The sequence below is a fragment of the Nocardia sp. CNS-044 genome (assembly GCF_059570515.1).
Window position 1 is genome coordinate 1 of record NZ_JCANSX010000008.1, and the last position, 22,481, is coordinate 22,481.

The window sequence follows — 22,481 nt, forward strand, 5'->3', positions numbered from 1 at the left end:
CCCACAGACCATGGGGTTGATAGGCCAGAACTGGAAGCACGGTAACGTGTGGAGGTGACTGGTACTAATCGGCCGAGGACTTACCAACAAAGAAGCTACGCGTCCACTGTGCGGTATCTGAAACAACACACAGACACTGCAGCCGCATCACCCTCTCACGGGGTGGTGTGTGCGCTGTTGGTGTGGATAGTTTCATAGAGTTACGGCGGCTATAGCGGTGGGGAAACGCCCGGTCCCATTCCGAACCCGGAAGCTAAGGCCACCTGCGCCGATGGTACTGCACTCGACAGGGTGTGGGAGAGTAGGACACCGCCGGAACATCCTTTCACGATAGGGGACCCAATTCTGGGTCCCCTATCGTCGTTTGGGGCGCTTTCGCGCCCCTGGCGCCGTCGAGTCCGAGCCCCGCCGACGGCACGTGATTCAATTTGATGGGGCCCTGAACAACCTCAGCGGAACCTAGAAGGGGATCACCGTGTCCGAAGACAACGACGGTCGGAAGCCATTCCGACGTAGCGCTTCCTCCTCGGGTCAGCGCGACGCCGGTTCGGACCGGCCGTCTCGCGGCACGGGTGGCTCGTACGGATCTTCGCGCGGCGGTTTCGACCGCAAAGGCGGGTCCGGTGAACGCGGTGAGTCCGGTGGACGCGGTGGCTTCCAGCGCCGCGAGGACCCCGGTAGCCGTGGTGGTTCTGGAAGACGCGAGGACTCCGATAGTCGCGGCGGTCGTCGCGGCGGTTTCCGGCGCGGTGAAGGCTCCGGCGAGCGCGGCGGTTACGGTTCGCGCGGTTCTTCCGAAGAGCGCGGTGGTTTCCAGCGCCGGGGAGAGTCGGGCGAACGCGGCGGTTACGAGCGCCGCGGTGACTCCGGAGAACGTGGCGGATTCAAGCCGCGCCGCGACTCCGATGACAAAGGCTTCAAGCCACGCGGTGGCTCCGAGGATCGCGGCGGCTACGGTCGCGGCGGTTCCGGCGAGCGCGGTGGATTCCAGCGCGGCGGCTCGGGCGAGCGTGGCGGGTTCGAGCGTCGTGGCGGTTCCGGTGAGCGTGGCGGTTTCGATCGTGGTGGTTCCGAGCGCGGTGGGTACCAGCGCGGTGGTTCCGAAGAGCGTGGCGGGTTCAGCCGCGGCGGCTCGGGCGAGCGTGGCGGATTCAACCGTGGCGGCTCGGGTGAGCGCGGTGGATTCCAGCGCGGCGGCTCGGGTGAGCGTGGCGGGTTCGAGCGTCGTGGCGGTTCCGGTGAGCGTGGCGGTTTCGATCGTGGTGGTTCCGAGCGCGGTGGGTACCAGCGCGGTGGTTCCGAAGAGCGTGGCGGGTTCAGCCGCGGCGGCTCGGGCGAGCGTGGCGGATTCAACCGTGGCGGCTCGGGTGAGCGCGGTGGATTCCAGCGCGGCGGCTCGGGTGAGCGTGGCGGGTTCGAGCGTCGTGGCGGTTCCGGTGAGCGCGGTGGCTTCGATCGTGGTGGTTCCGAGCGCGGTGGGTACCAGCGCGGTGGTTCCGAAGAGCGCGGTGGTTTCGACCGCCGCGGCGGCTCGGGCGATCGTGGTGGTTACGAGCGGCGCGGCGATTCCGGAGAACGTGGCGGATTCAAGCCGCGCCGTGACTCCGATGACAAAGGCTTCAAGCCACGCGGCGAGCGTGGCGGTTTCGACCGCGGCGGGGATTCCGGCGAACGGCGCGGGTTCTCCGGGCGCGGCGAGGGTGAGCGTGGCGGATACGAGCGCCGCGGTGACTCCGGAGAACGCGGCGGTTTCCAGCGCCGTGGTGATCGTCCCGACTTCGCTCGGCGCGAAGGCGGTCGCGGCGATGCCGCGGATCGTGGTTTCGATCGCGGCGAGAGCGGCGATCAGGGCGGTTTCAAGCGCCGGAGCGAATCGGGCGAGTACGACCGCGGACAGCAGGATCGTCGTCGCGGTGGCGAGGGCGCTCGCACCGGTGGCCGTTCCATGGATCGGCGCCCGCCGCGTCCCGAGGAACCTGATCTGCCGGACGACGTGCAGGCGTCCGATTTGGACACCGCCGTCCGTCGCGATCTGCTGAGCCTGGACAAGGGCAATGCCGAGACCGTGGCGCGGCACCTGGTGATGGCGGTCCGCCTCGTCGAGGACGATCCGCGCTTGGCGCTCGCGCACGCACGCGCCGCCAGACAGCGCGCAGGCCGGATCGCGGTGGTGCGCGAGACCGCGGGCGTCGTCGCTTACCACGCGGGCGAGTGGGCGGAAGCGCTGTCCGAGCTGCGTACTGCCCGGCGCATGTCCGGCGGGCACGGTCTGCTCGCCGTGATGGCCGACTGCGAACGCGGTCTCGGTCGTCCCGAGCGCGCGATCGAGCTGGGGCGTAGCGACGAAGCCCGCACGCTGAGCGGTGACGAGGCCACCGAGTTGCGCATCGTCGTGGCGGGTGCGCGCATGGATCTCGGCCAGTACGACCAGGCCGTGGTGACGCTGCAAACGTCCGACCTCGACCCGGAGCGCACCGGCTCCGCTGCGGCGCGCCTGTTCTACGCCTACGCCGACGCCCTGGTCGCCGCGGGTCGCACCGACGAGGGCCTGACCTGGTTCCTCAACGCGGCCTCCGCCGACCTCGACGGCGAGACCGACGCCGAGGAACGCGCCGACGAACTGACCGGCGACACCGACCTGTAGTCCGCACCGACCGCGCTGGACTGCGCGGCAAACGCGGCCGCGTTGGAATCGTCGCCGGGTCCACACTGCGCCACGCCGCTTCAGGCGCTCGATGCGCGGCGGCTGAGGGGCCGACCGTGAAGCGCCGTCGCGGAACGGGTTTCGCAACCCGTGGGCGACCGAAGCCGTGCTCAGCACGTTGGGCCGGATCGTCCGCCCGGCGCTGTGTGCTCGGCAACGCGATGCCCTATCTGTCGGCCGCCTGACGTAGGGTCGAGGCCTCGGCGTGTGGTCGAGGCGCTCGGATCGGCGGGCGTGCGCCGCGACTCGGCCATGGCGGATCGATCCACGGCGAGCGGCGCGACGAGCCTTGGGCGCGCACGGAATTCGGCACGGCACGGTGACACGAAGTGAGAGTGGTGTGAAGCGGCTACGAGATCGCTACGAAGCCCTGTTGCTGGACCTGGACGGCACGCTGTATCGCGGTCCGGCGGTGATCGAGGGTGCGCCGGAAGCGTTGGCGGGCAACGGCGAGTCGGAGCAGCGGCTCGTGTACGTCACCAACAACGCGAGTCGCGGCCCGGAGGTGGTGGCCGAACATCTGGCGGACCTTGGCTTCCCCGCGACCGCTGAAGACGTGGTGACCAGTGCCCAGGCGGCCGCGCGGCTGCTGGCCGAACGCCTGCGCCCCGGCGCCGAAGTGCTCGTCGTCGGCACCGACGATCTGGTCGCCGAGGTCGACGCGGTCGGCTTGCGCGGCATCCGCCGCTTCGACGGGACCGTGCCCGCCGCCGTGGTGCAGGGGCATTCGCCGCAGACGGCTTGGCCGGATCTGGCCGAGGCCGCCTACGCGCTGCGTGCCGACGCGCTCTGGGTGGCGGCCAACACCGACAAGACCCTGCCGAACGAACGCGGTCTCGCACCGGGCAACGGCGCGATGGTCGCCGCGCTGCGTGCCGCCTCGGACCGCGAGCCGATCGTCGCGGGCAAACCGTACGCGCCGCTGCTGGAGGACGCGCTGGTGCGCGCCGGAACCCGCAGCGCACTGGTCGTCGGGGACCGGATGGACACCGACATCGAGGGGGCGCAGCGCGTCGGACTCGAATCGCTGCTCGTGCTGACCGGCGTGAGCACCTTGGACGAGCTGCGCACCGCACCCGAGACACGCATCCCCACCTACGTCGCGGATTCCCTGGACGCGCTGAACCACCCGCCGGTCGACGACGACTCGACCGACGACCTGTCCGAGCGGCTCCGGCGCTACCCCGGTCGGGCGGTGACGGTGCGCGCGCCCGATTCGGAAATCCGATAGCGTTGGCAACACGATGACTACTCCGACGCCCCGCCCGCAGGGACCCGGCGTGCCCGGTTCCGGACCGAACGCGCCCCGCCCCGGCATCCCGCTGCCCGGCAGGCATCTGCCCGGCGCGCAGGGGCGCCCGGAGCCCGCCGACCCGGACCGGATCCGCGGCGAGATCGACAGCCTGCTCGCCGAGCTCGACGCGCGCGGCGCCGCCTTCGGGGCGGCCCCGGAGAGCGCGGAATCCGGCGTCGACATCACCCGGCGCGCGCGCATCCTGGAGCAGGCACACGACGTGCTGGTCCAGGCCCTGGCTACGGTGGACAAGATCTGAGGTGGCCAGGCGCGCGCGAGTGGACGCCGAACTCGTTCGCCGCGGGTTGGCGCGATCGCGGGAGCACGCGGTCGAGCTGATCGGCGCGGGTCGGGTCCTGATTGCTGGATCGGTCGCCACCAAACCGGCGACCGCGGTGGAGGCGGGTACCCCGCTGCTGGTGCGGGAGGAGCCCGACGAGGTGCAGTGGGCCTCGCGCGGCGCGCACAAACTCCTCGGCGCGCTGGAGCGATTCGAGGCCGAGGCCGAGGGCGTGCGTGTCGCGGGCAAGCGCTGTCTCGACGCGGGCGCGTCCACCGGCGGGTTCACCGATGTGCTGCTCAGCAGGGGCGCGCGTGAGGTGGTGGCCGTCGACGTCGGGTACGGCCAGCTGATCTGGCGGTTGCAGAACGACGACCGGGTGCGCGTGTACGACCGCACCAACGTCCGCAATCTGACACCCGAACTCATCGACGGCACGGTCGAACTCGTCGTCGGTGACCTGTCCTTCATCTCGCTCGGCTTGGTGCTGCCCGCCCTCGCTGCCTGCGCCGCCGACGGCGCCGACCTGCTGCCCATGGTGAAACCGCAGTTCGAGGTCGGCAAGGAACGGGTCGGCTCCGGCGGTGTGGTGCGGGATCCGGCGCTGCGCGCGGAGGCCGTGCGGACGGTCGCCGCGGCGGCCGCCGAGCACGGGCTGCGCACGCTCGGCGCGGTGGCCAGCCCGCTGCCGGGTCCGTCGGGCAATGTCGAATACTTTCTGTGGCTGCGCAAGGACGGGCAGTTCGAATACGACGCGGAGCAGGTCGCTGCTCTGGTCGAGCGTGCGGTTGAGGAGGGTCCACAGTGAACGCGGTGGCGCCGGAATCCGGCGGCCGGGAGATCCTGCTGGTCTCGCATCCGGGCCGGGCCGAGATCATCGAGACCGCCCACCGGGTGGCGAAGATCTTCACCGAGGCGGGAATCGGGCTGCGGGTTCTGGACGACGAGGCCGACAGCACCCGCTTCGACGTCGAGGCCGGGCCGGACGCGGTGGCCCTCGCGGCGCCGGGCGGCTATCCGGTGCGGGTGGTCGAGCACGGCCCGCACGCCGCGGTCGGCTGCGAGATGGTGCTGGTGCTCGGCGGTGACGGCACGTTCCTGCGCGCCGCCGAACTGGCGCGTCCCGCGTCGGTGCCGGTGCTGGGAATCAACCTGGGGCGCATCGGTTTTCTCACCGAGGCCGAGGCCGAGCACTTGGACGAGGCCTTGGGCCAGGTGGTGCGCGGCGATTACCGCATCGAACACCGGATGACGATCGACCTGTCGGTCCGGGTGGACGACGAGGTGGTGGAGACCGGCTGGGCGTTGAACGAGGCCAGCATCGAGAACGCTTCGCGGATGGGCGTGTTGGAGGTGGTGCTCGAGGTCGACGGGCGCCCCGTCTCGTCGTTCGGCTGCGACGGCATCCTGGTCTCCACGCCGACCGGTTCCACGGCCTACGCTTTCTCGGCAGGTGGCCCGGTGGTGTGGCCGGAGCTGGAGGCGCTGCTGGTGATCCCGAGCAACGCGCACGCCCTGTTCGCGCGGCCGCTGGTGACCAGCCCGGAGTCCAGGATCGCGGTGGAATCCGTTGCCACGGGCCACGATGCGATAGTTTTCCTGGACGGCAGGCGCACCATGGCGCTGCCGAAGGGCGGCCGCGTCGAGGCCGTCCGCGGCGCCGAACCGGTGCGCTGGGTGCGGTTGGACTCCGCGCCGTTCGCGGACCGGATGGTGCGCAAGTTCCAGTTGCCTGTGACCGGCTGGCGAGGCCGACGGCGAACGGAGAGCACACGTGCTGACAGAGATCAGGATTGACAGCCTCGGCGTCATATCCACGGCCACGGCGCAGTTCCACGAGGGTCTCACCGTCCTGACCGGTGAGACCGGCGCGGGCAAGACCATGGTGGTGACCAGCTTGCACCTGCTGAGCGGCGCCCGCGCGGACGCGGGACGGGTGCGGCTGGGCGCGGCGCGCGCGGTCGTGGAGGGCCGGTTCACCGTCGAGGACGTGAACGAGGCCGCCCGCACCGAGGTCGGGCAGGTGCTGGAATCGGCGGCGGCCGAGGCCGACGACGACGGCAGCATCATCGCGATCCGCACGGTCGGCAGTGACGGACGCTCGCGTGCGCATCTCGGCGGGCGCGGTGTGCCCGCCTCGGTGCTCGCCGATTTCACCGCGCCGCTGTTGACCGTGCACGGACAGAACGACCAGCTGCGCCTGCAACGCCCGGAACAGCAGCTCAACGCGCTCGACCAGTTCGCGTCCGAGACCGTCGGCCCGCTGCTGCGCAAGTATCAGGTGCACCGCCGCTCCTGGCTGGACGCACGCAACGAGCTGCTCGAACGCACCGCGCGCAGCAGGGAATTGGCGTTGGAGGCCGATCGGCTCAAGCACTCGCTCGCCGAGATCGACGCCATCGCACCCGAACCCGGCGAGGACGTGCGGATCGTCGGTGAGGTGCGCAGACTGAGCGACCTGGATTCGTTGCGCGAGGCCGCGGCGACCGCGCACGACGCGCTCGCCGGACCGGCCGACGCGCCCGAAGACGGTTCCGGCGCACTGGAATTGCTCGGCGCCGCGCGCTCGCGGCTGGAATCGGCCGACGATCCGGCCCTGTCCGCGCTCGCGCCGCGGCTGGGCGAGGCCATCGCGGTGGTCGTCGACCTGACCACCGAGCTGAGCGGTTACCTCTCCGACCTGCCGTCGGATCCCGGCGCGCTCGATTCGCTGCTGACCCGGCAGGCCGAACTCAAGAGCCTCACACGCAAGTACGCGCCCGACATCGACGGCGTCATCGCCTGGGCCGACGAGGCGCGCGCCCGGCTGGATTCGCTCGACGTTTCCGAGGAGGCACTGACCAAGCTTGCCGCGGAGGTCGACATCGCCGCCGAACGCGTGCGCGCGGCGGCCCGCAAGCTCACCGCGGCCCGCACCAAATCCGCGGGCAAGCTGGCCGCGGCGGTCAGCGCCGAACTCGGTGGTCTGGCGATGGGGAAGGCGCGGTTGGAGGTCGAGGTGCGTCCGGTGCCCGCGGGCGCCCAGGATTCCGCGCCGCTGACCGTCGACGGCGCCGAACTGCACGCGGGTTCGTCCGGTGTGGACGAGGTCGAGTTCCGGCTCTCCGCGCATTCGGGCGCGCAGTCGCTGCCGTTGAGCAAGAGCGCTTCCGGTGGCGAGCTGTCGCGGGTGATGCTCGCGCTCGAGGTGGTGCTCGCCAGTTCCGATCACGGCGCGACGATGGTGTTCGACGAGGTCGACGCCGGTGTCGGCGGCCGGGCCGCGGTGGAGATCGGCCGCAGGCTGGCCAGGCTGGCGCGCACTCACCAGGTCATCGTGGTGACGCACCTGCCCCAGGTCGCGGCGTTCGCCGACACGCATCTGGTGGTGGACAAGTCCGACGACGGCAAGGGCAAGGTCAACAGCGGGGTTCGTGCGCTCACCAAGGACGAGCGCGTCATCGAGCTGGCCCGTATGCTCGCCGGTCTGGAGGACACCGAGACCGGTCGCGCGCACGCCGAGGAACTCTTGGAGACCGCCCGCGCCGAGCGCGCCACCGCCTGAAGTCCCGAACGCGAAGGCCCTCGTCCCGAAAGTACTTCGGGGCGAGGGCCTCGTCACGCAAGTCTTTTCGGCGCGCGTCCCGGGCTCAGAGTGGCTGGTGAGAACCCAGTGCGGCCGGAGTGATCAGCGGAACGCCTTCTGCGCGCTCTTGATGAACTGGTTGATCAGGACCCGCAGGCCGGCCTCGACCGCCTTGGCCGGCACCGGCAAGCTCGGCTCCGACTCCATCGTGTACGTCACCCGGGTGCCGCCCTCGGCGTCGGCGAAGGTCACGATGCCGACGTGGCGCTTCACGGGGACGCCCTTGACGATCTTGTATTCCATCCGCTCGCCGGGCACCAGCTTGGTGGTCTCCTCGATGAAGCCGACGGTACCGCGGCCCACCACGTACTGAGCGCCCACACCCGAGGGCGTCGGGGAGCCCGGCTTCTTCAGGGTGAACTGCACGCCGGGGAGGTGGCCGTTGATGCCGTCCCGTTCGGCGAAGAACTTGTAGACGGCCTCGCGCGGGGCGGGGATTACGGCGTCGACGGTGCTGCTGGCCATGCGTTTCTCCTCTTCGAGCTGTCTGTGACGGAAGTGTATAGGTACCACGTCACGCGCCGGAGTGCCGTGTAGGCGCGGTCACATTCCGTCGATTCGGTTTCGGTCCGCGCTGACGGGCAACTGCGGGTACATCGACAGCCGAAAATCAGGAGGACGACCATGTTCCGAACGGGTCTTCGCTTGGCGTTCATCACCGCGGCCGCCGCCTCGGCGGTCGTGCTCGGCGGCGCGCTGGCCGCCGCGGCCCCGACGCTCACCGCTGACACCGCCGAGGAAGGCAGCATCGCGGTCGGCAGCAACCCGGAGGGCGAGCAGTGGACCTGCGCGCTGATCGGCTCGGCCGAGCAGCAGGGGAGCCGCTTCGACATGGCGCGGGCCGGGGAGAGCCGCGGCGGATTCGCCGCGGGCAGCACAGTGACCGCGGGGTGCCTGAACACCCAGTCGTTCGCCATCACCGTCGTCACGGGCGTGACTTCGCTCGACGACGAGGACTGACGCGGCCTGGAAAGACTTCGTCCGACGGCTCATCAACGCCGCCGGTATATCCGAACACTCGGCGAGGAGACCCGCATGAAGGCCGTGACGTGGCAGGGCAGGCGCAAGATATCGGTCGATTCCGTGCCGGATCCGCGCATCGAATCGCCTACCGACGCCATCGTGCGGGTGACGTCCTCGGGCATCTGCGGTTCCGATCTGCACCTCTACGAAGTGCTCGGCGCGTACATGAGCGCGGGCGACGTGCTCGGGCACGAACCCATGGGCATCGTCGAGGAGGTCGGCTCGGAGGTGACCGGTCTGGCGAAGGGTGACCGGGTGGTGGTGCCCTTCCAGATCAGCTGCGGTCGATGCGTGATGTGCGCGGCGGGTCTGCCGACCCAGTGCGAGACAACGCAGGTCCGCGACTACGGCAGCGGCGCTGCCCTGTTCGGTTATTCCAAGCTCTACGGACAGGTGCCTGGCGGGCAGGCCGAATACCTGCGGGTGCCGTACGCCGAGCACACGCACATCAAGGTGCCCGAGGGCCCCGATGACGACCGCTTCCTCTACCTTTCGGACGTGCTGCCCACGGCGTGGCAGGCCGTCGAGTACGCCGGGGTGCCGGACGGCGGCTCGGTCACCGTGCTCGGTCTCGGCCCCATCGGTGACATGGCCTGCCGGGTCGCCGCGCAGCACGGCTACCGGGTGATCGGCGTCGATCGTGTGCCCGAGCGTCTGGCGCGGGTCGCCGCGCGCGGCATCGAGGTGCTCGACTTCGAGGCGGTCGGCGCGCCGCTGGGCGACGTGATCCGGGAGATCACCGAAGGCCGGGGGACCGACGCGGTGATCGACGCCGTCGGTATGGAGGCGCACGGCTCGCCGTTCGCCTCGATCGCCCAGCGCTCCGCGGCCTACCTGCCGGACGCCGTGGCGCAGAAGCTGATGGACAACGCCGGTATCGATCGTCTCGCCGCACTGCACTCGGCGATCGACATCGTGCGCAGGGGCGGGACGATCTCGCTGGTCGGCGTGTACGGCGGAATGGTCGATCCGATTCCGATGCGGGTGCTGTTCGACAAGCAGATCCAGCTGCGCATGGGCCAGGCGAACGTCACCCGCTGGGTCGACGACATCATGCCGCTGCTGGTGGACGGCGATCCGCTCGGCGTGGAATCCTTTGCCACGCACCGTCTTCCGCTGTCTGCTGCGCCGGAGGCCTACGCGATGTTCCAGCAGAAGTCCGACGGCGCGGTGAAGATCGTGCTGGAACCGAGCGCCTGATCTAGGCCCTGCCTAGCGCCGCTTGCGCATCGTCAGCACGCCGGCGATCCAGCCGACGGCGAACATGACGAGCAGGATCAGCCACATCGGCGACTGCACGCTGATCAGCAGGAATTCGATCGTCACCTTGGTGCGGTTCTCCAGGACGAACAGCACCGCGAGCACCGTCAGAGCGAGCGCGGCCCATTGCGTCGGCGAGATCCGCGACAAGAACGAACGGGATTCGGTGGCCATCGGTCGATCCTCTCTGCCCGGGTGCGCCGTCGCCTGCCGTGCCGTCGCCGCTCCCGACTTCGGCGACGCCGCGAACGTGCTCGGCATTGAGAAGTCGCTTCAATGTAGCCGAGGCGCTCGAGCGACGGCGGCGATGACATGTAATTGCCGCCTCGACCTCAGCTGTTGGCGACGTAGGCGTCGATCTCGCGGAGGTAGCCGTCCAGGCGCGCCGGGGTCAGCCAAGACGCGGAATTGCGGGCCAGCTCCACCAGCCGGTCGTCCTCGACGATGTTGGTGCCGTGGTCGAGCCGGTCGACGCTGATCTCCTCCAGCGCTTGGCGGATGTGTTCGCGGGAGTTGGGTTGATCGATGTCGCAGTGCATGGTGAGCAGGAAGCCCTCGCGGCGAGCCCGTTCGAATGCGGCGGCGAACATACGCGGCGGGTTGCCGCGCTCGTCGGAGTCCAGGCCGACGCCGATGATGATCCAGTCCCGGTAGGGCAGCGCTTGCATCAGTGTGGAGGCCGATTTCCGAGGTTCACAGTGACTGCTGGAGCTCGGCGGCGAACTCGTAGCTCGCTTCCCACCCCGTGGGCGACGGCGCGAGGATCACCCGTTCGGCGCCGGCGGTGGCGTATTCGGCCAGTTGGTCGGCGGCCTGCCCGTGAGCGGTGGCCAGCGGCGGGGCGACCACGGTGATCGTCGGCGCGGTGCGACCGTATCCGTCGGCGAGCGTGGACAATTCGCGTGCGCTCGCGGAGACTTGCGCGGGACTCGCGCCGATCGTGATCCAGCCGTCGGCGTACTCGGCCGCCCGCCGCCGCGCCCGTGGACCGTCGCCCGCGACCAGGACCGGTGGCATCGTCGCGACGGGGGCGAGGGCGAGTTCGGTTCCGTCGGTGAGGGTCACCGGTTTTCCGGCGACCAGGTCGGGGAGGAGGCGCAGCGCCTCGTCGGTGCGTTGGCCGCGCTCGGCGAAGGACGCGCCCGCCGCGCGCCAACCGACGTCGCCGTGGGCCGGATTGCCGGTGCCGACGCCGAGCAACAGGCGGTTGTTCGACACGTACTGCAATGCGCCGATCTGCCTGGCCGCCCAAGTGACCGGGCGCAGGGCGAGGATCAGCACCCCGTAGCCGACGCGCACGCGGTGGGTCGCGGCGGCCGCCGTGGCGAGCACCACCGTGCTGTCCAGAATCGGGCCGCTGGCCACCAAATGATCGGCGGCCCAGACCGATTCGAGCCCCACCGCTTCGGCGAAGCTCGCGGCCGCACGGACGTCACCGAGCATCGGGTTTTCGGGATCGGGGGAGGAGGTGGGCAGGATGACGCCGAGCTGCAAAGTCATGCCCGCGACGTTACGAGCGGCTCCGACCGCGGCCAATGTCGCGAAAGCTCATCCTCATGTCACCGACGCTCACCGCGAAATCCTCTGCTCATCAGTGATTTCGACAGTGCGGGAATCTCGCCTCCTATCGCACCAGGTGCACCTGAACCGGCGCACGAGATCAGGCGGCGTCAGTGAGTTGGGTGAGCACGCACAGCCAGCGTCCGTCGTGACGCACGAACACATCGGTGGTCCATTCGTCGGCGTCGACGCGCCCGCCCTCGTAGTGCGCCGTATTGCGAACCCGCACCGTCAGCGTCGCGACGTCCCCGTACACCTGGATCCGAGGCTCGCCGACCCGCTCCATCATCGAGTGGCTCAGCGTCCCGGCGCCGACCAACTCGAGAAATCGCGCCCCCTCCGACACGCCGTTCGACGAAACGAAAACCCAGTCGTCGGAGACGAAATCGGCGATCAGCTCGGCATCGTTGGCTACCAGCGCCGCCAGCCATTCGTCATAACGCCGCCGGATCTCTTCCGCGACCGATCCATTCTCGATTGTCCCTGAGCTCCTCATACCGAAGCACGGTAGGCCGCGTGGGCGCAGGCGGCTTGGACGAAAGGAACCCACCATGTCAGCGTTTCGGGCTCGGCGACTTCCTGCATGGTCGGCTGCGCCAGTCCGGCGCGGGCGACGACGCGCAGCGCGGCGTCGCAAACTCATGCCTCGAGCGGCAGCGCTGTCCGAGACGCGTGCGGCGTGGAGGCAACCAGTCCGGTCGGTTCGAAAATGGGACAGGCTTGTATCACTGTGACGAATGGGGCGGGTGGTTCCGGCGCGCCTCCACCAGTGGTTGAGAGTTTGCGGCCATCATCGGGCCATGAGGATGCTGGCGTTGTTGTCGAAGAACACCGAAACGCTGCCCGGTCTGACCGGGACGGCCCGGGTGGATCGCAACACCCGGCGCCTGCTGCGACGGATCGGTCCCGGCGATGTCGTCGTACTCGACGAGATGGACCTGGATCGGATCACCGCCGATCGGCTGGTGGAGGCGGGTGTGGTCGCGGTGATCAACACCTCGCCCTCGATCTCCGGCCGCTACCCCAACCTGGGCCCGGAAGTATTGGTGTCCAACGGCATTCCGCTGCTGGACACGGTCAGTTCCGACGCCTTCACCAAGATCAAGGACGGCAGCCGGGTCCGCATCGACGGGGGCGTCGTCTACGCGGACAAGCTGACCAAGAAGGAGCCGGAGGTCCTGGTCGAGGCCATCGAGCTCACCGAGGCCACCGTCGCCGAGCGGATGATCGAGGCACGCAACGGACTGGCCGATCACCTGGAAGCCTTCGCAGGCAACACCATCGAGTACGTCCGCACCGAGAGCGCGCTGCTCATCGACGGCATCGGCGTTCCCGAGCTGGAGCTCGACATGAAGCGCAGGCACGTGGTCGTGGTGGCCGACGGCCCCGACCACGCCGACGACCTGAAGCGGCTCAAGCCGTTCGTCAAGGAGTACACACCGATCATGGTCGGCGTCGGCCGCGGCGCGGACACCCTGGTGAAGCAGGGCTACCGGCCCGATCTGATCGTCGGCGATCCGGAAGAGATCACCTCGGCGACCATGAAGTGCGGTGCGGAGGTCATCCTGCCCGCCGACACCGACGGCCACGCCAAGGGCCTGGAACGCATCCAGGATCTGGGCATCGGCGCGACCACCTTCCCGTCCTCCGGCGCCCCCGCCGACCTCGCGCTGCTGCTGGCCCACCACCACGGCGCCGCGCTGATCGTGACCGTTGGCGCGGCCGCCTCGCTGGACGACTTCTTCGACCGCGGCCGCCGCGACAGCAACCCGGCCACCTTCCTGACCAGACTCAAGCTCGGCACCAAGCTGATGGACGCCAAGGCCGTCGCCACCCTGTACCGCAACCGGGTGTCGGGCGTGGCGATCGCGATGGTGGTGCTGGCCGCGCTGATCGCGGTCATCGTGGTGCTGCTCGCCTCCAACTCCGGCGGCGAACTGCTCGATTGGGGCGTCGACACCTGGAACCGCCTCTCGGTTCGGGCCGAGGGCCTCCTACAAGACCTGTCGAACACTCAGGGGCGGTAATGATCTCACTGCGCCAGCACGCGACCTCCCTCGTGGCCGTCTTCCTCGCGCTCGCCATCGGCGTGGTGCTCGGCTCGGAGACGCTCGCCGCGGACCTGCTCTCCGGACTGCGCGCGGACAAGACCGAACTGCGTCAGCAGGTCGACGCGCTCGGCGAACAGAACCGCCATCGCACCGACCAGCTCGACGCCGCCGACCGGTTCATCGCGGGCTCCGCGGACCGCATTCTGGGCGGCGCACTCGGCGCTCGCTCGGTCGTAATCTTCACCACTCCGGACGCGGACGCCGCCGATATCGAGGCGGTGTCGAAGGGCATCCAGACCGCGGGCGCGACGGTGGCGGGCCCGATCGCGCTGACCGACGCGTTCACCGACGCGACCGAGGGCGACCGGCTGCGCACCGCGATCACCAACGTCATCCCGGCTGGCGCGCAGCTGCGCACCGGCGGCGTCGACCAGGGCAGCATGGCGGGCGATCTGCTCGGCCTGGTGCTGCTGCTCGATCCGGCCACCGCGCAACCGCGCAGCACCCAGCAGGAGCTGAGCCTGGTGCTGGAGACCCTGCGCGGGGGCGGCTTCCTCGCCTACGGCGACACGCCGGTGCAGCCCGCCCAGCTCGCGGTGGTGGTGACCGGCAACGGCGCGAAAGCCGCGGAGCACAGCCAAGGTTCGAATCTGGCCCGGTTCGCGGGCGGACTGCGCGGGCGCGGCGCGGGCGTGGTGCTCGCGGGCCGTTCCGGCGCGGCCGAGGGCGCGGGACCGATCGCGTCCGCCCGGTCCGACGCGACGCTGGCCACCACCCTGACCACCGTGGACAATCTGAATCGGGAGATCGGCAGGGTCACCGCCGTCCTCGGGCTCAGCGAACAGCTCAACGGCGGCGCGGGGCGATACGGCACCGGCGCGAAGGCGACCTCGCTCACCCTCGCCGCGCTGCCGGGCTGAGCTCGCGGACCGCCGCTATCCCGCCGCACGTGCGGACGCCGCCGGGCGATCCCGCTCACAGTCGCAGACCCGCCGCTCTGACCGAGTTCTGGCGATCGGTCAGCAAACGTGCGTGGCGTTCGTTTCACCGGGCTCGGACGTGTTACCGTGAAGACCCGTGGGTCAAACACGGATTCAGACGCGAACCGCTACCAAACACATCTTCGTCAGCGGTGGTGTCGCCTCCTCATTGGGTAAAGGCCTTACCGCTTCGAGCCTCGGTCAGCTGCTGACGGCGCGCGGTCTGCGCGTCACCATGCAGAAACTCGACCCTTATCTGAACGTCGATCCGGGCACCATGAATCCGTTCCAGCACGGAGAGGTGTTCGTGACGGAGGACGGCGCCGAGACCGATCTGGACGTCGGCCACTACGAGCGATTCCTCGACCGGGACCTGTCCCGCGACGCGAACGTGACCACGGGGCAAATCTATTCGTCGGTGATCGCCAAGGAGCGCCGCGGCGAGTACCTGGGCGACACGGTGCAGGTGATCCCGCACATCACCGACGAGATCAAGAGCCGCATCCTCGCGATGAGCGGCCCCGATCTGCAGGGGCAGACGCCCGATGTGGTGATCACCGAGATCGGCGGCACCGTCGGCGACATCGAGTCGCAGCCCTTCCTGGAGGCCGCCCGGCAGATCCGCCACGACGTGGGCCGCGACAACGTCTTCTTCCTGCACGTCTCGCTGGTGCCGTACCTGGCGCCCTCAGGTGAGCTGAAGACCAAGCCGACCCAGCACTCGGTGGCCGCGCTGCGCAACATCGGCATCCAGCCCGACGCGCTGATCCTGCGCTGCGACCGCGAGGTGCCGCAGGCGCTCAAGAGCAAGATCGCGCTGATGTGCGACGTCGACGTGGACGCTTGCATCTCCACCCCCGACGCGCCCTCGATCTACGACATCCCGAAGGTGCTGCACCGCGAGGGCCTGGACGCCTACGTGGTGCGCAGGCTCGGCCTGCCGTTCCGCGACGTGGACTGGACCGTGTGGGGCGACCTGCTCGATCGCGTGCATCAGCCGCGCGAGGAGGTCGAGGTCGCGCTGGTCGGCAAGTACGTCGACCTGCCCGACGCGTACCTGTCGGTCACCGAGGCGCTGCGCGCCGGCGGGTTCGCCTCGCGCGCCAAGGTGAAGATCCGCTGGGTGCCCTCCGACGAATGCGAGACCGAGTCCGGCGCGGCGGCCGCGCTGCGCGACGTGGACGCGGTGCTGATCCCCGGCGGCTTCGGCATCCGCGGCATCGAGGGCAAGGTCGGCGCGATCCGCTTCGCCAAGACCAGGAAGATCCCGCTGCTCGGGCTGTGCCTCGGCCTGCAGTGCGTGGTGATCGAGGCGGCCCGCTCGGTCGGCCTCGCCGATGCCAACTCGGCCGAGTTCGAGCCGGACACCACGCACCCCGTCATCTCCACCATGGCCGACCAGAAGGACGTCGTGGCGGGCGAGGCCGATCTCGGCGGCACCATGCGCCTCGGCGCGTACCCGGCGACCCTGGAGAAGGGGTCCGTCGTCGCGCAGGCCTACGGCGCCGAGCACGTGTCCGAGCGGCACCGGCACCGCTACGAGGTGAACAACGCCTACCGCGACAAGATCGGCACCAGCGGTCTGAAGTTCAGCGGCACCTCGCCCGACGGGCACCTGGTCGAGTTCGTCGAGCTGCCCGCCGACGTGCACCCGTTCTTCGTCGCCACCCAGGCGCACCCGGAGCTCAAGAGCCGCCCGACCCGCCCGCATCCGCTGTTCGCGGCGCTCATCGCGGCGGCGCTGAAATACAAGCTGGCCGAACGGCTTCCGGTGGACATCCCCGGCGAGGAACTGGCGAACGCGGAATAGGCATCGAAGTGAGCGACAGAGGGGGAGAAGTGCCGGGACGTCACGAATTCGAGACCGTCGCGAGCAAGACGCTCTACACCGGCGCGATCCTGGCGCTGCGCCAGGATCGGGTGGCGATGCCCGGCGGGCACGTGGTCGAACGCGAGGTCGTCGAGCACCACGCCGCCGTCGCGGTGGCCGCGATCGATGACGACGACAACATCGTGCTGATCCGCCAGTACCGGCACCCGCTCGGCGCCCGGCTGCTCGAGCTGCCCGCGGGCCTGCTCGACATTCCCGGCGAGGACCCGCTCGCGGCGGCGAAGCGGGAACTCGCCGAGGAGACCGGGCTCGCCGCGCGGGAATGGGCGGTCCTCGTCGACGTGGCGCTCTCGCCGGGATTCACCGACGAGGCGCTGCGGGTCTACCTCGCCAGCGGGCTGTACGACACCGACCGGCCGGACCCGGAGTTCGAAGAGGCGGATCTGGAACTGGTCCGGATGCCGGTCACCGAGGCGGTGCGCGCGGCACTGGCCGGGGAGATCACCAACGCCACCGCGGTGGCGGGCGTGCTCGCCCTCGTGGCGGCGCGCTCCGGCGACACGCCGCTACGACCCGCCGAGGCGCCGTGGCCTGGACAACCCACCGCGCTGCTGCGGCGTAAAGCGGCGCCACCGCCGGAAAGCTGACAGGATTCGAGGGTGATCGCGCGCGAGATCGACTCCTACCTCGACCATCTCGCTGTCGAGCGCGGAGCCGCGCGCAACACCCTCGGCGCCTATCGCCGCGATCTCGATCGCTATCGCGACTTCCTGATCGGGCGCGGCGTCACCGAATTGGATCGTGTCGCCGAATCCGATGTCGCCGAGTTCACCGTCGCCCTGCGCGCCGGTGGCGAGCAGCATCCGCCGCTGGCCGCGAGCTCGGTGGCGCGCGCGTTGATCGCGGTGCGCGGACTGCACCGCTTCGCCGCGGCCGAGGGACTCACCAGAACCGATGTCGCGCACGCGGTGAAACCGCCCGCGCCGGGTAGGCGGCTGCCCAAGGCACTGCCCTACGACAAGGTGCTGCGCCTGCTGGAGGCGGCGGGTGGCGGCGCCATCGCGGACGAGGAACAGAACGCGGTCGACGGCGGACCGCGCGGGCTGCGCGACCGCGCCCTGCTGGAACTGCTCTACTCCACGGGCGCGCGCATCTCCGAGATGGTCGGCCTCGACGTCGACGATCTCGACACCGACGACCGCGCCGTCGTCCTGCGCGGCAAGGGCGGCAAACAACGCATGGTGCCGATCGGCCGCCCGGCGCTGTCGGCGGTGGACGCCTATCTGGTGCGCGGGCGTCCGACGCTGGCGGCGGCGGGCAAGAACGTCGCGGGCGCGCTGTTCCTGAACGCGCGCGGCGGGCGGCTGTCGCGCCAGAGCGCTTGGCAAGTCCTGCAGACCGCGGCGGAACGCGCGGGAATCGGCGCGGCCGTCTCGCCGCACACCCTGCGGCACTCGTTCGCGACGCACCTGCTCGACGGCGGCGCCGACGTGCGCGTGGTGCAGGAACTGCTCGGCCACGCCTCCGTGACGACCACCCAGATCTACACGCTGGTCACCGTGAACACGCTGCGCGAGGTGTGGGCGACCGCCCATCCGCGCGCCCGCTGAGCCGCGCGCGTCGGCGTCGACCGCTCGTCGCCGACCCGGACAGCGGGTATCGTCCGAAATCGAAGTGCTTCCGGCAGCTCGGTCGTGACACGTGCGGCGAGTCGGGGTGGGAGAGCATCGCGACAGCAACGCGGGTGTCGCGTGTCCGAGCGCGGGTCTCGCGCGGTCAAGCGGTAGCGTCTACTGAGAGCTGGACCGTACGAAAGCGAGGTCGGGCCCGATCGGCCTCGCTAGGCTCGGCGAGGCAACGGGCAGGAACGTCTAAGGAGCAGCGGATCGTGACGACAGCCGGCGCGGCGGAGCCGCCGATGGGTGCTGGGGCGCAGCCGCTTACGGGGCCCCGGTCGGACGGGTACTCGGACGCCGCGGCGGAAACGCTGTGGGACAGCGGGGTCGAGCCCGTTCCGGAGAGCCCGGAACTGGGACCGACCGGACGCCCACTGCGCCTGGTGCCCGACCCGCCGCCGGTCGCCCGGCACGGCGAGGCGCTCATCGTGGCCATGTGCAACCAGAAGGGCGGAGTCGGCAAGACGACCTCCACCATCAATCTCGGCGCGGCACTGGCCGAATACGGCCGCCGCGTGCTGCTGGTCGATTTGGATCCGCAGGGCGCGCTCTCGGCCGGACTCGGCGTCGCCCACCACGATCTCGACCTCACGGTGCACAACCTGCTCGTCGGCAGCCGCACCTCCATCGACGACGTGCTGATGCGGACCAAGGTCGAGAACATGGACCTGCTGCCGAGCAACATCGATCTCTCGGCCGCGGAGATCCAGCTCGTCAACGAGGTCGGCAGGGAGCAGACCCTCGGCCGCGCACTGGAACCCGTGCGCGACCGCTACGACTACATCCTCATCGACTGCCAGCCCTCGCTCGGCCTGCTCACCGTCAACGCGCTGGCCTGCTCCGACGGCGTCATCATTCCGATGGAGTGCGAGTACTTCTCGCTGCGCGGGCTCGCGCTGCTCAACGACACCGTGGAGAAGGTGCGCGACCGGCTGAACCCGCGGCTGAGCCTGTACGGCATCGTGGTCACCATGTTCGATGCCCGCCTACTACATTCGCGCCAGGTGATGGCGCGTGTCGTCGAGGTCTTCGGCGAGCTGGTCTACGACACCGCCATCGCGCGCACCGTCCGCTTCCCGGACGCGAGCGTGGCCGGTGAACCCATTACCACGTGGGCGCCGAAATCCGGTGGCGCCGAAGCGTATCGGTCGATGGCGCGGGAAGTCATCCACCGGTCCGGCCGGTGAGCGAGGCAGCGGACCCCGCACGAACGACGACTACGCAGACGATCGGCCCGCACGTTGTCGCGCGAGGCGATTCGGACGAGCCGCGTGAACCCGCGGAATTCGGCGATGCGGTGCGACCGGACGATGCCGCGGAGTCGAGTGATGCCGCGGAGCCGCGTGATTCGACGACCACGGGCGATGCCGAGCAGGGCGGATCCGGATTCCGGCTCAAGCTCAGCAATTTCGAGGGGCCGTTCGACCTGCTGCTCACCCTGATCAGTTCACGCAAGCTGGACGTCACCGAGGTGGCCTTGCATCAGGTCACCGACGAGTTCATCGCCTACACCAAGGCGATGACCGCGAGCATGAACGAGCAGAGCGGGCTGCGCGCGGACAAGATCCTCGACCAGACCACCGAATTCCTGGTCGTCGCCGCCACCCTGCTCGACCTGAAGGCCGCGCGGCTGCTGCCCTCCGGTGAGGTCACCGATGCCGAGGATCTGGAACTGCTGGAGGCGCGCGACCTGCTGTTCGCCCGGCTGCTCCAGTACCGGGCGTTCAAGCAGGTCGCCGAATTGCTCGGTGAACTGGAGGCGGTCGCGCTGCGCCGCTATCCGCGCTCGGTCGGCCTGGAGGAGCGGTTCGCCGGTCTGCTGCCCGAGGTTACGCTGGGAGTCGACGCGGCCGGATTCGCCGATATCGCCGCCGCGGCGTTCCGCCCGCGCCCGACGCCTGAGGTCGGGCTGGACCACCTGCACGCGCACGCCATCTCGGTCGCCGAGCAGGCCGCGCTGGTGCTGGAACGACTGAAGGCGCGCGGCGCGGGCGGGTGGACGACGTTCGCCGAGCTGGTCGCCGACTGCGAGATGCCGGTGCAGATCGTGGCGCGCTTCCTCGCGCTGCTCGAGCTGTACCGGGGCAAGACCATCGAGTTCGACCAGCCCGATCCGCTCGGACCGCTCGCGATCAGCTGGATCGGCGAGCCCGAGGACGGAGCACCGGCGCAGGCCGTGACGATCGAGGAGGACTACGGGTGACGGACTCGACCATCGACACCGCCGCCGACGGTGCGGTAACCGACAGCGCGGCTCGATCTCGCGGGAGCGACGCAGTGGTGTCCGACACCCCCGAGACCCTCGACGACGCCGAATTCCGGTCCGCGCTGGAGGCGATGCTGCTCGTCGTCGACGCTCCCGCCCCGGTAGAACAGCTGGCCGCGGCCTTGGACGACACCACCGAACGGGTGGAGTCGGTGTTGCGCGCGATGTCGGCGGAGCTGACCGCGCGCGGCAGCGGCATCGATCTGCGTTTCGTCGGCGACGGGTGGCGCTTCTATACTCGCAGCGAGTACGCACCGTATGTGGAGCGCGTACTGCTCGACGGCGCCAGGACCAAATTGACGCGGGCGGCGTTGGAGACATTGGCGGTGGTGGCCTACCGCCAACCGGTGACCAGGACCAGGGTGAGCGCCGTTCGCGGCGTGAACGTCGACGGCGTGATGCGCACGCTGCTCGCCCGCGGGCTGATCGCCGAGGCCGGGGTCGACCCGGAGACGAACGGCACGCAGTACCGCACGACCGAACTGTTCCTGGAACGGATCGGACTTGCCTCGCTGTCCGATCTGCCACCGCTGGCGCCACTGCTCCCGGGCGTCGACCTGATCGATGAGATCAACGAGAGCCTGGAAACGGACCCCCGTTACACCAGGTTGAGGAAACCCGCCGAGGCCGATTTGGATCTCGGCACCGAGGATTGACAGGACAGATGAATACTTCCGCTCGCCGAGATGGCACACCGGATCGTAGGAACAACAGCGGCCAGCCCGCCAGGGGCGGCGCCGCACGCAACGTAGGCGCCCGCGGCGCCAGGGCAGCCCAGCGCGGCGGAACCGCGCGCGGCGCCGCACCGTGGGGGTCGGACGACAGGGGCGGCGCACGGCGCGGCGCGGGAGGCGCGAGCCCGGGCGGATCCGCCCAGCGCGGCGCGGGCCAGCGCGGTTCCGGTCAGCGTGGGGCGGCGCAGCAGGGATCGAGCCATGGCGGTTCGGGTCAGCGGGGACGCGGCGGCTCCGGCCAGGGCGCTTCCACCCAGCGCTCCTCGTGGGGCCAAGGCTCGGCCAAGGCTCCGGCCGCCCGCAAGGCGAAGAATCCCAAGCCGCAGCGCCAGATCCCCGCGCAACCGCTGCTGAGCAACGCCAAGCCCGCACGCCGCCAGAACGTCGAGCCGGCGAACACCGAGGGCCCGGCCAAGCTGCCGTGGGGCGAGGGCGAGCGGCTGCAGAAGGTGCTCGCCAAGGCGGGCGTCGCCTCGCGGCGCGCGGCCGAGGAGATGATCGACCAGGGCCGAGTGGAGGTCGACGGCGCGATCGTGCGCGAGCAAGGCCTGCGCATCGACCCGCAGACGGCGGTGGTCCGGGTCGACGGAACCCGCGTCGTGGTCCGCGACGAACTGGTGCACGTCGCCCTCAACAAGCCGAAGGGCTGGCAGTCGACCATGTCCGACGATCTCGGCAGGCCCTGTGTCGGCGATATCGTCGCCGAGCGGATCGCGGCCGGACAGCGGCTGTTCCACGTCGGACGGCTCGACGCCGACACCGAGGGCCTGCTGCTGCTGACCAACGACGGTGACCTGGCGCACCGGCTCATGCACCCCTCCTTCGAGGTGTCCAAGACCTACCTCGCGACCGTCAACGGCGAGGTCAACAACAAGATCATCGGCAAGCGGCTGCGCGACGGCGTCGAACTCGAGGACGGCCCCGCCAAGGTGGACCGCTTCCAGGTGCTCGAACTCGGCGAGGGACGCTCGCTGGTGAAGATCGTGTTGCACGAGGGGCGTAAGCACATCGTGCGCCGACTGCTCGACGCGGTCGGCCATCCGGTGACCCGGCTGGTGCGCACCCATATCGGCCCGGTGGCGCTGGGCGATCAACGGCCGGGCACGCTGCGTGTCCTCGGCCGCGATGAAATCGGCAAACTCTACGAGGCGGTGTCGTTGTGAACGGTGTGGAGATTCCGGTCGAGGCTCCCGGTCG

Annotated in this window: 20 protein-coding genes, 2 rRNA genes and 2 pseudogenes; 19 read left to right on the forward strand and 5 right to left on the reverse strand. The window is 69.9% G+C overall.

Features of this window, described 5'->3' with window-relative positions; genetic code table 11:
- The 8 genes and pseudogenes from T333_RS19220 to recN form a co-directional block, all read left to right on the forward strand.
- A 23S ribosomal RNA gene (locus T333_RS19220) occupies positions 1–88 on the forward strand; the annotation flags it as partial.
- 113 nt (positions 89–201) lie between these two features.
- Positions 202–318 (forward strand): 5S ribosomal RNA (rrf, locus tag T333_RS19225).
- Between the two features lie 1,159 nt (positions 319–1,477).
- A pseudogene (locus tag T333_RS19230) lies at positions 1,478–2,644 on the forward strand (tetratricopeptide repeat protein); the annotation flags it as partial.
- A gap of 400 nt (positions 2,645–3,044) precedes the next feature.
- Positions 3,045–3,935, forward strand: a complete 891-nt coding sequence (locus T333_RS19235) for an HAD-IIA family hydrolase (protein ID WP_355003101.1) — start codon at positions 3,045–3,047, stop codon at positions 3,933–3,935.
- A 13-nt stretch (positions 3,936–3,948) separates the two neighbouring features.
- Positions 3,949–4,257, forward strand: a complete 309-nt coding sequence (locus T333_RS19240) for a hypothetical protein (RefSeq protein ID WP_357255519.1) — start codon at positions 3,949–3,951, stop codon at positions 4,255–4,257.
- Between the two features lies 1 nt (position 4,258).
- Positions 4,259–5,086: a TlyA family RNA methyltransferase gene (locus T333_RS19245; RefSeq protein ID WP_496425332.1), complete on the forward strand. Its 828-nt coding sequence runs from the start codon at positions 4,259–4,261 to the stop codon at positions 5,084–5,086.
- Complete coding sequence (locus T333_RS19250) at positions 5,083–6,075, forward strand: NAD kinase (RefSeq protein ID WP_355003103.1); 993 nt, start codon at positions 5,083–5,085, stop codon at positions 6,073–6,075. The genes T333_RS19245 and T333_RS19250 overlap by 4 nt, the downstream gene beginning before the upstream one ends.
- A complete protein-coding gene (recN, locus tag T333_RS19255) occupies positions 6,053–7,822 on the forward strand; it encodes a DNA repair protein RecN (protein WP_357255517.1) in 1,770 nt (589 codons plus the stop codon). The genes T333_RS19250 and recN overlap by 23 nt, the downstream gene beginning before the upstream one ends.
- A 123-nt stretch (positions 7,823–7,945) precedes the next feature.
- On the opposite strand, the gene T333_RS19260 is transcribed toward recN, so the two are convergent.
- A complete protein-coding gene (locus T333_RS19260; protein ID WP_496425333.1) occupies positions 7,946–8,368 on the reverse strand; it encodes an SRPBCC family protein in 423 nt (140 codons plus the stop codon).
- Between the two features lie 159 nt (positions 8,369–8,527).
- On the opposite strand from T333_RS19260, the gene T333_RS19265 reads away from it, so the two are divergent.
- Positions 8,528–8,863: a hypothetical protein gene (locus T333_RS19265; protein WP_355003106.1), complete on the forward strand. Its 336-nt coding sequence runs from the start codon at positions 8,528–8,530 to the stop codon at positions 8,861–8,863.
- 75 nt (positions 8,864–8,938) lie between these two features.
- Positions 8,939–10,126 (forward strand): zinc-dependent alcohol dehydrogenase, encoded by a 1,188-nt coding sequence (locus T333_RS19270; protein ID WP_355003107.1) that lies wholly within the window; start codon positions 8,939–8,941, stop codon positions 10,124–10,126.
- 12 nt (positions 10,127–10,138) lie between these two features.
- On the opposite strand, the gene T333_RS19275 is transcribed toward T333_RS19270, so the two are convergent.
- The 4 genes and pseudogenes from T333_RS19275 to T333_RS19290 form a co-directional block, all read right to left on the reverse strand.
- Positions 10,139–10,360 carry a lipopolysaccharide assembly protein LapA domain-containing protein gene (locus tag T333_RS19275; protein ID WP_355003108.1) on the reverse strand — a complete coding sequence of 74 codons (222 nt, stop codon included), beginning with the start codon at positions 10,358–10,360 and terminating at the stop codon, positions 10,139–10,141.
- A 158-nt stretch (positions 10,361–10,518) separates the two neighbouring features.
- Positions 10,519–10,869 (reverse strand): annotated as a pseudogene (locus tag T333_RS19280) (hypothetical protein); the annotation flags it as partial.
- 10 nt (positions 10,870–10,879) lie between these two features.
- Positions 10,880–11,686: an LLM class flavin-dependent oxidoreductase gene (locus T333_RS19285; protein ID WP_496425334.1), complete on the reverse strand. Its 807-nt coding sequence runs from the start codon at positions 11,684–11,686 to the stop codon at positions 10,880–10,882.
- 160 nt (positions 11,687–11,846) lie between these two features.
- The gene (locus tag T333_RS19290) at positions 11,847–12,242 is read right to left on the reverse strand and encodes a nuclear transport factor 2 family protein (RefSeq protein ID WP_496425335.1); all 396 of its coding nucleotides are present in this window, start codon (positions 12,240–12,242) and stop codon (positions 11,847–11,849) included.
- Between the two features lie 304 nt (positions 12,243–12,546).
- On the opposite strand from T333_RS19290, the gene steA reads away from it, so the two are divergent.
- The 9 genes from steA to T333_RS19335 all read left to right on the forward strand — a co-directional run bounded on the left by steA (position 12,547) and on the right by T333_RS19335 (position 22,447).
- Positions 12,547–13,773, forward strand: a complete 1,227-nt coding sequence (steA, locus tag T333_RS19295; protein WP_355003111.1) for a putative cytokinetic ring protein SteA — start codon at positions 12,547–12,549, stop codon at positions 13,771–13,773.
- Entirely contained in the window at positions 13,773–14,717 is a 945-nt protein-coding gene (locus T333_RS19300) for a copper transporter (protein ID WP_496425336.1), read from the forward strand. The genes steA and T333_RS19300 overlap by 1 nt, the downstream gene beginning before the upstream one ends.
- A 157-nt stretch (positions 14,718–14,874) precedes the next feature.
- Positions 14,875–16,587, forward strand: coding sequence for a CTP synthase (gene pyrG, locus T333_RS19305; protein ID WP_355003113.1), 1,713 nt, complete (start codon positions 14,875–14,877; stop codon positions 16,585–16,587).
- Between the two features lie 29 nt (positions 16,588–16,616).
- A complete protein-coding gene (locus tag T333_RS19310) occupies positions 16,617–17,255 on the forward strand; it encodes an NUDIX domain-containing protein (protein ID WP_355003114.1) in 639 nt (212 codons plus the stop codon).
- A gap of 12 nt (positions 17,256–17,267) precedes the next feature.
- Entirely contained in the window at positions 17,268–18,218 is a 951-nt protein-coding gene (gene xerD / locus T333_RS19315) for a site-specific tyrosine recombinase XerD (protein ID WP_355003115.1), read from the forward strand.
- Between the two features lie 278 nt (positions 18,219–18,496).
- Positions 18,497–19,471: a ParA family protein gene (locus tag T333_RS19320; RefSeq protein WP_496425337.1), complete on the forward strand. Its 975-nt coding sequence runs from the start codon at positions 18,497–18,499 to the stop codon at positions 19,469–19,471.
- A gap of 110 nt (positions 19,472–19,581) precedes the next feature.
- Positions 19,582–20,487 (forward strand): segregation and condensation protein A, encoded by a 906-nt coding sequence (locus T333_RS19325; protein ID WP_496425338.1) that lies wholly within the window; start codon positions 19,582–19,584, stop codon positions 20,485–20,487.
- Positions 20,484–21,206: an SMC-Scp complex subunit ScpB gene (gene scpB, locus T333_RS19330; RefSeq protein WP_496425339.1), complete on the forward strand. Its 723-nt coding sequence runs from the start codon at positions 20,484–20,486 to the stop codon at positions 21,204–21,206. The genes T333_RS19325 and scpB overlap by 4 nt, the downstream gene beginning before the upstream one ends.
- A gap of 8 nt (positions 21,207–21,214) precedes the next feature.
- Positions 21,215–22,447 (forward strand): pseudouridine synthase, encoded by a 1,233-nt coding sequence (locus T333_RS19335; RefSeq protein WP_496425340.1) that lies wholly within the window; start codon positions 21,215–21,217, stop codon positions 22,445–22,447.
- Positions 22,448–22,481 lie beyond the last annotated feature (34 nt).